This window comes from uncultured Campylobacter sp., assembly GCF_937997595.1.
In the GTDB taxonomy this organism is placed as follows: domain Bacteria; phylum Campylobacterota; class Campylobacteria; order Campylobacterales; family Campylobacteraceae; genus Campylobacter_B.
The window spans coordinates 21,914-27,913 of record NZ_CALKTS010000318.1 but is presented as its reverse complement, the minus strand read 5'-3'; the positions used below and the strand labels follow the sequence as shown (position 1 = coordinate 27,913).

Sequence of the window (6,000 nt, the reverse complement as noted above, 5' to 3'; positions counted from 1 at the left end):
TCGCCAAAATTCCAAACCCCGATAAAAAATATATGCTCTACATGCACGTGCCCTTCTGCCACACGTTTTGCCCGTACTGCTCCTTTCACAAATACGCCTACGAGCGCGGCGCGTGTAAGGCGTATTTCAGCGCGCTACGCGTAGAGATGCAGCGCACGAAAGACGCAGGCTACGACTTTGAGACGCTTTATGTAGGCGGCGGCACGACGCTCATCGACGAGGATGAGTTAGCGCGCACGCTGGAGCTTGCAAAGTCGCTTTTTAGCATCAAAGAGGTCTCGTGCGAAAGCGATCCCAACCACATCGAGCCTGAGAGCTTACTGCGATTTCGCGGGCTGATAGATCGCCTAAGCGTGGGGGTGCAGAGCTTTGATGATGATATTTTACGTAAAGCTTCGCGCTACGACAAATTCGGCTCGGGCGAAATTCTGCAAGAAAAGCTATTTCGAGCGGTCGGAATTTTACCGATTTTAAGCCTGGATCTGATCTTTAACTTTCCATTTCAAACGCGCGAAATTTTACTTCGCGACATTGAAGCGGCAAAGGCGGTAAAACCGGAGCAGATCACGCTGTATCCGCTGATGAAATCGCCTTTGATGCGCGATCAAATAGCGCGAAGTCTCGGCGTTAGCAACATAGACCGCGAAGAGGAGTTTTACTCTATCATCTGCAAGGAATTTGCAAGCTGGCACCGCAGCAACGCATGGGCTTTCGCTCGCGAAAAATCAAATATGAGCGACGAATATGTAGGCACAAACCACGAATACGTAGGCATCGGAAGCGGCGCGTTTAGCTTTTTGGGCGGCAGACTGCTCGTAAATGCGTTTAATCTCGAAGAGTACGCAAGCAGAGTGCGCAAAAACGAAAGTACCGTCATCGCCACTTGCGATTTTAGCAGATCCGAGCGCGCGAAATATCTCTTTTTGACCGAGCTTTTCAACGGCGAGATCGATATCGCTAAATTTAACGCCGCAAACGATCTAAATTTGCGCCGCGAACTGGGCAGAGAGCTTAGCCTGCTGAGGCTTGCAGGAGCCGTACGAATCGAGGGCGAGATCATCCGCACGACGGAATTCGGCGCGTATTTGTGCCTTGTTTTGATGAAGGAATTTTACACCGGTATGGACAAGGTGCGCGCAGCGTTTCGCGACGATGCCAAGATCAAGCGTGCAAAACAGCTCATCATCATGGACGAAAGCGAATCCGCCGCAGCTGGCGCGGCAAAAAGCGAGATAGCGTCGTAAATTTTGCGCCAGACCGCTACTAGCGCTTGAGCACACCCGCGACTTGAGCGCAAATATCGTCTGGCATTTAAAACACAAACGAATTTTTGATTTCAAAATTTAGGAAACGCCGCAATGAAACGCAGAATGATCAAGCTATTCATTTTATTTCTGTTTTTTGTCCTTGTATTTGAGCTCGTCGGCAATCTTTTTAATTTCGGCCGCTTCCCGTTTCATAAGAGCTGCGAGCCGTTTATGATGATAAACCGATATGGTAGCGGCGATTCAAACGATAGGTGCATAATGCAACTTATGGATGAAAATCGAACGGCCGATCTTTTCTTATATTACTTTAAAACCAAATATAATCACGAGGAGCCGTTATCCGAACTGGACGAAAAAGCTATCAAATTTTTAAATATCCCGAACTCAAAGATAATCACCGTAAATAAAGATGGCTTGGAAAAGAAATTTTTAATAAGCGATTAAATTTAAATAGCAAAGAAGCCCTGTTTCAATTGCAATATCAAAGCCTAACAAATCGAGAATTTTAAAAATTTATAAAATTAAAGGAGGAAACAATGAGTAATCTAAAACTCATACAAAACTGGTACGCTTCCAAATGCGACGGAGAATGGGAGCATGAATATGGCCTTACGCTAGAAACGGTCGATAATCCCGGTTGGTGGATTGAAATCGATGGCGAGAGCGGGAAAAAGCCGATCAAAATAAATATCGATAGAGATGACGAGGATTGGTTTTTCATCAATGCCACGGAAAACGAACTCAAAGGAAGTTGCGGAGCCGAAAATTTAGAGGAATTATTGGAGCATGTGGTAAAATGGCTAATGGATTAAAATTTAGCAAGACAAATAAAGGACCTTAAATGATCGAAGTCGAGATAAAAAACGAATCTTGCAAAAAGACCGAAGTTACGCTTGCAAATATCGAAATTGTTAAGGATGCCGTAAAGGAATTTGCCTATAAAAGCTTTAAGGGCAGTTATCTGTTTTTTGATATTTACGGCGAGATAGATAGGGATTTCCGCGTGCTTGGAGCAATCGGTGAAGGAGATGAAAACAATATCGGAAAAATAGATCTTAAAAAATATGAAAAAAGCTCCGTAGGCGCCACTGACATATCGCAAGATATAGAGGGCGCAAAATTCTGCACCTATTTCAAGCTGGATCAAAGTGAAATTTTAAAGCAAATATTATATTATATAGCCTATGAAAGATTTGAAGGCGGCTATTACGCAAAGGGTAAATTTATAGGTAAAAATAGAGACGATCTTGTTTTTATCGGTATCTGCGGCGATGTAAAAAATTGCGCCGAAATAAAGAGCGTCGATTTAGGTGAAATACTAAAAAGTATGCCCAAGCTCTCGGAATCAAATAACTTTTATATTAACGAGTTTATGAGATCAACCAAACGGATCGATGAGGTAAATTCTATCGGCAACCGATTAAATTTAAAAAGGAGATACTATGAAATTTAAAATTTTAAAACCGAATGAACTATACGGCTGGGTTTTTAACAAAGATGAAGAACTTTATAAGGCTTTAGGATTTGATTGCTGGATGGATTCGTTTATTCGCATATTAGCTCAAATTCCCGGTACCAGAAAAAAAGATATTTTGGATTACCTTGAATATGAAATCTTTGATTGGTACGAATGGTTTGAACTATATGGGATTATCCAAAGCGACTATAAGCTAGCGGACGAAGATGATCCTGAAATTTCAGCCTATCCGACATACGCGGGAGAGTATTTCGGAGTAATGGGTCAGCTGTTTTTAGGGGGTATGATAGACTTCGGCGTAGAGGGCGAAAATTTAAGACAGGAATGGGCTGACTTTGATACGAATTTATCCAAGATCGATCTAGGTATGTCGCTTTATGAGAAGTGGATCTATTTTAGAGATAACTTCTTTTTTGGATATAAATTTTTAGAGGAGGAGAACATAACTCCCAAATCAGAGATAACTTGGAAAAATCCTGATACCTGGAGTAGATTTAGCCACTGGATGTGTATGACTAAGGCGGGCAAAGAGTATCGTGATAAAATTTTAAAGCCGAGGCTTTATGAAAAGTATAAGGATGTGGTTATAGAGGTGTAATTTAGCGATTACAAATAACGAAAAATTTATTATGAACATGTTTAATCTAGCAAGCAAAAAAGGACTTTGAATGACTATCTTACCAATATCAACCTTCGACAATGATTTACAAAGAGGCGATATTATAAAATTTAACGACGATGAGCTTATGGTCTGCGATGAGCGATGTTTCTGGACAGAAAATCCTTGCCTTTTAAATTTAAAAGACAACAGATACTTTGAGATTCCTAGCGAGATGTTATCAAGCAAAGCGGGGTTTGTCGTGGACAAGGAGCAATTGATTCGTAATTTAGCAAATTTTGGCATCAATGCGAGCCCCCAGGAGGTATTTATATGCTCCGATAATTATCTTAGTAGCGATGAATTAAAAGATTACGACGAAACAATTCCAGGCTTTATATTGATAAAGCCGAGAGATAAATTCGGACGCAATAGACGCATAAAGACAAATTTGATAGAAAAGCTTAGTATTCCTCTCTTGAAATTTCGCGGAAAGATCGAGGTCGGAGATATTATCGAATGTAGAAAATCCGGCTATCCATATGAGAAAAATGTAAGCTTTATCGTAGTAAAAGCAAAAGACGATGATGGAGTAAATTTTATAAAATTGGTCGTAATTAGCGGCTACAAGGCGGGCTTATGGGTTCTGCCGTCTTTGTTTAAAACAGATAAAAATATGATAGAGGCAGACTGGCTAATTAAAAATTGGAAATATATTTTTTATAGATGCTGCGATATAAGGCACACTTATGTAAATTTACAAAACCGAAAAGAGGTTTTAAATTTTACCGATAAGCAGTTGGAAAATTTTATAAAAATAAAGCGAAAGAGATTTAAATTTAAAAATAAGAAGTGATATAATGCCTCGCCAATCGACATTATCAATATATACGGGAAGAATACACACAAGGAGAAAATATGGTTAAAGCATTAAAATTTATAATTTGCGCCGTAGTAGTTTTGTTATTATTTATAATTTATGAAAGTACTTTGTGTGCAAAGTGCGATTATACGTTTTTTGTAGAGGAAAGGCTTATGGGTAGATTATTGATAGCAATCGATACAAATGATATAAATTTAGTAAGATATATTGCTGCTGAAGGTAGAGTTTGCAAGCAAGCCAATGTCCATAATAGAGCGCTTAAAGAATTAAGAAAAATGGAATCGGAAAATAATAGGACTAATGAGTAAACCGGTTTTGCAGAACACAAAGAGAGATATAAAAGAAGCTAAATTTACAAGACAGTTTTCTTGTTTTATCCTTACACTCATCTATTACAGCTCTGCTATTCCGATACTCCGCCGCTTTGTAAAATTTCAGATATAGGCGCTAATTTATGCGCGCACCTAAACACCGCGTAAAATTCTAAAACTCCGCGTGAAATTTTAAAATTTCAAATCCTTTGCGTCTTGCTAAATTTCTAAATTTTACAGTTTCAAATTTCGCAGACTAAACTCCGCGCTGAGATTATCGTCTTAAGCAAACAGGCTCCAAGCGCGGTAAACAAACTTCTAAATTTCGCCGCGCGCCCGCTTTAATGCAAGCAGTCGCTTCACGCGAGCGGGCACTTTGCGCGCAGCTTTAGACTACGCACGCAGCAGCGCGAAGCAACCGAAAGTAGCTATACGGCGAAATTTACGCCAAAACCTCGCCGCGAGTTTTATTTCAGCACCCTGCCTAAAATCCCTGCGCCTTTGCCGACGGCGCTGCCGCGAAGCGCGCTTTCTTTTTCCCTCATCACCGCAAATAGCCCGTCCAGCGTTTTTTGCGTGATGTAATCGTTCAAATCCTCGCCCTGCTTAGGCAGATACTCGCTCGCGCCCAGCCCGCGCGCGATATTTTGCACCGCTTCGTTACCCGCGATCTTGTTTTGCGCGAAGGAATTTAGCCCGTTATACGCCGTCGCAAAGCTGTTTTTGCTCATCATATCGCTTACGATCGGTCTAAAAACCGCCCGCAGCTTCGCGCCCGATTTGCTCTGCAAATACTCGCTAAGCGCCGTGTCGCCGCCGCCGATGAGCTTTTTAACGTCGGCATCGCTCATAGATTTCAGATCTTGCAAAAATATCTTTGATGCGCCGCTCACCGCCTTGGTAGCGGCATCGTTCATACTCGCGACGAGCTCGCGCTCCCATTTATCGCTGCCCACCTTTTTCGCAAGCTTTGCAGCGGCTTTGAGCGAAGGAGGAAGCTCGATCTTAGCGGTCTTGCTGTGGATGTAGCCCTTGGCAAGCTCGGCTACGGCGCGGTTCGTAGCGGAAGCGAGCAGCTCTTTGTAGTTTCCGCTCTGAGTCGCACCGAGCACGTCTGCGCTCTGCTTTAGGATATCCGTTACGTCCACATGTGCAAGCGACAGTGATGCAGCGGCGAGTAAAACCATAAATTTTTTCATATTGCAACCTTTGGATAAAATTTGCGCCATTATGCCAAAATGCGGTAAACGCTCAGCCCGTGCTCGGTTTAAATTTACGCGCTGCGCGGGCGAGCTGAGATAAAATTTAGGCTAAATTTTAAAGCGGCTTTGAGCTAAATTTTAAACGTCAAATTTCAAAGCTAAATTTAACGGGCAAAATTTACCCACAAAATTTAAAGATAAAATTTGGCGGCGGCGGACTTTGCGCGCTTGCAGTTAAATTTAAAATCGGCGCTATGACGA

At 41.9% G+C, this 6,000-nt stretch carries 8 protein-coding genes; 7 read left to right on the top strand and 1 reads right to left on the bottom strand.

Annotation, left to right across the window (positions count from 1 at the left end; genetic code table 11):
* The 7 genes from Q0614_RS10820 to Q0614_RS10790 all read left to right on the top strand — a co-directional run.
* Positions 1-1,244 (top strand): coproporphyrinogen III oxidase family protein (locus Q0614_RS10820; protein ID WP_298788671.1); only part of this gene is annotated, 1,244 nt, incomplete at its 5' end.
* Between the two features lie 126 nt (positions 1,245-1,370).
* Positions 1,371-1,712, top strand: a complete 342-nt coding sequence (locus tag Q0614_RS10815; protein ID WP_298788669.1) for a hypothetical protein — start codon at positions 1,371-1,373, stop codon at positions 1,710-1,712.
* Positions 1,713-1,804: 92 nt separating this feature from the next.
* Entirely contained in the window at positions 1,805-2,080 is a 276-nt protein-coding gene (locus Q0614_RS10810) for an immunity 53 family protein (protein ID WP_298788668.1), read from the top strand.
* 29 nt (positions 2,081-2,109) lie between these two features.
* The gene (locus tag Q0614_RS10805) at positions 2,110-2,721 is read left to right on the top strand and encodes a hypothetical protein (RefSeq protein ID WP_298788667.1); all 612 of its coding nucleotides are present in this window, start codon (positions 2,110-2,112) and stop codon (positions 2,719-2,721) included.
* Entirely contained in the window at positions 2,711-3,343 is a 633-nt protein-coding gene (locus Q0614_RS10800; protein ID WP_298788666.1) for a hypothetical protein, read from the top strand. The genes Q0614_RS10805 and Q0614_RS10800 overlap by 11 nt, the downstream gene beginning before the upstream one ends.
* Positions 3,344-3,413: 70 nt before the next feature.
* The gene (imm45, locus tag Q0614_RS10795) at positions 3,414-4,199 is read left to right on the top strand and encodes an Imm45 family immunity protein (protein ID WP_298788664.1); all 786 of its coding nucleotides are present in this window, start codon (positions 3,414-3,416) and stop codon (positions 4,197-4,199) included.
* A gap of 62 nt (positions 4,200-4,261) precedes the next feature.
* On the top strand, positions 4,262-4,534 hold the full coding sequence (locus Q0614_RS10790) for a hypothetical protein (protein ID WP_297950274.1): 273 nt from the start codon (positions 4,262-4,264) through the stop codon (positions 4,532-4,534).
* A 470-nt stretch (positions 4,535-5,004) separates the two neighbouring features.
* Here the strand turns inward: Q0614_RS10790 and Q0614_RS10785 are convergent, their stop codons facing one another.
* Positions 5,005-5,736, bottom strand: coding sequence for a DUF4197 domain-containing protein (locus tag Q0614_RS10785; RefSeq protein ID WP_298788662.1), 732 nt, complete (start codon positions 5,734-5,736; stop codon positions 5,005-5,007).
* Positions 5,737-6,000: the final 264 nt, after the last annotated feature.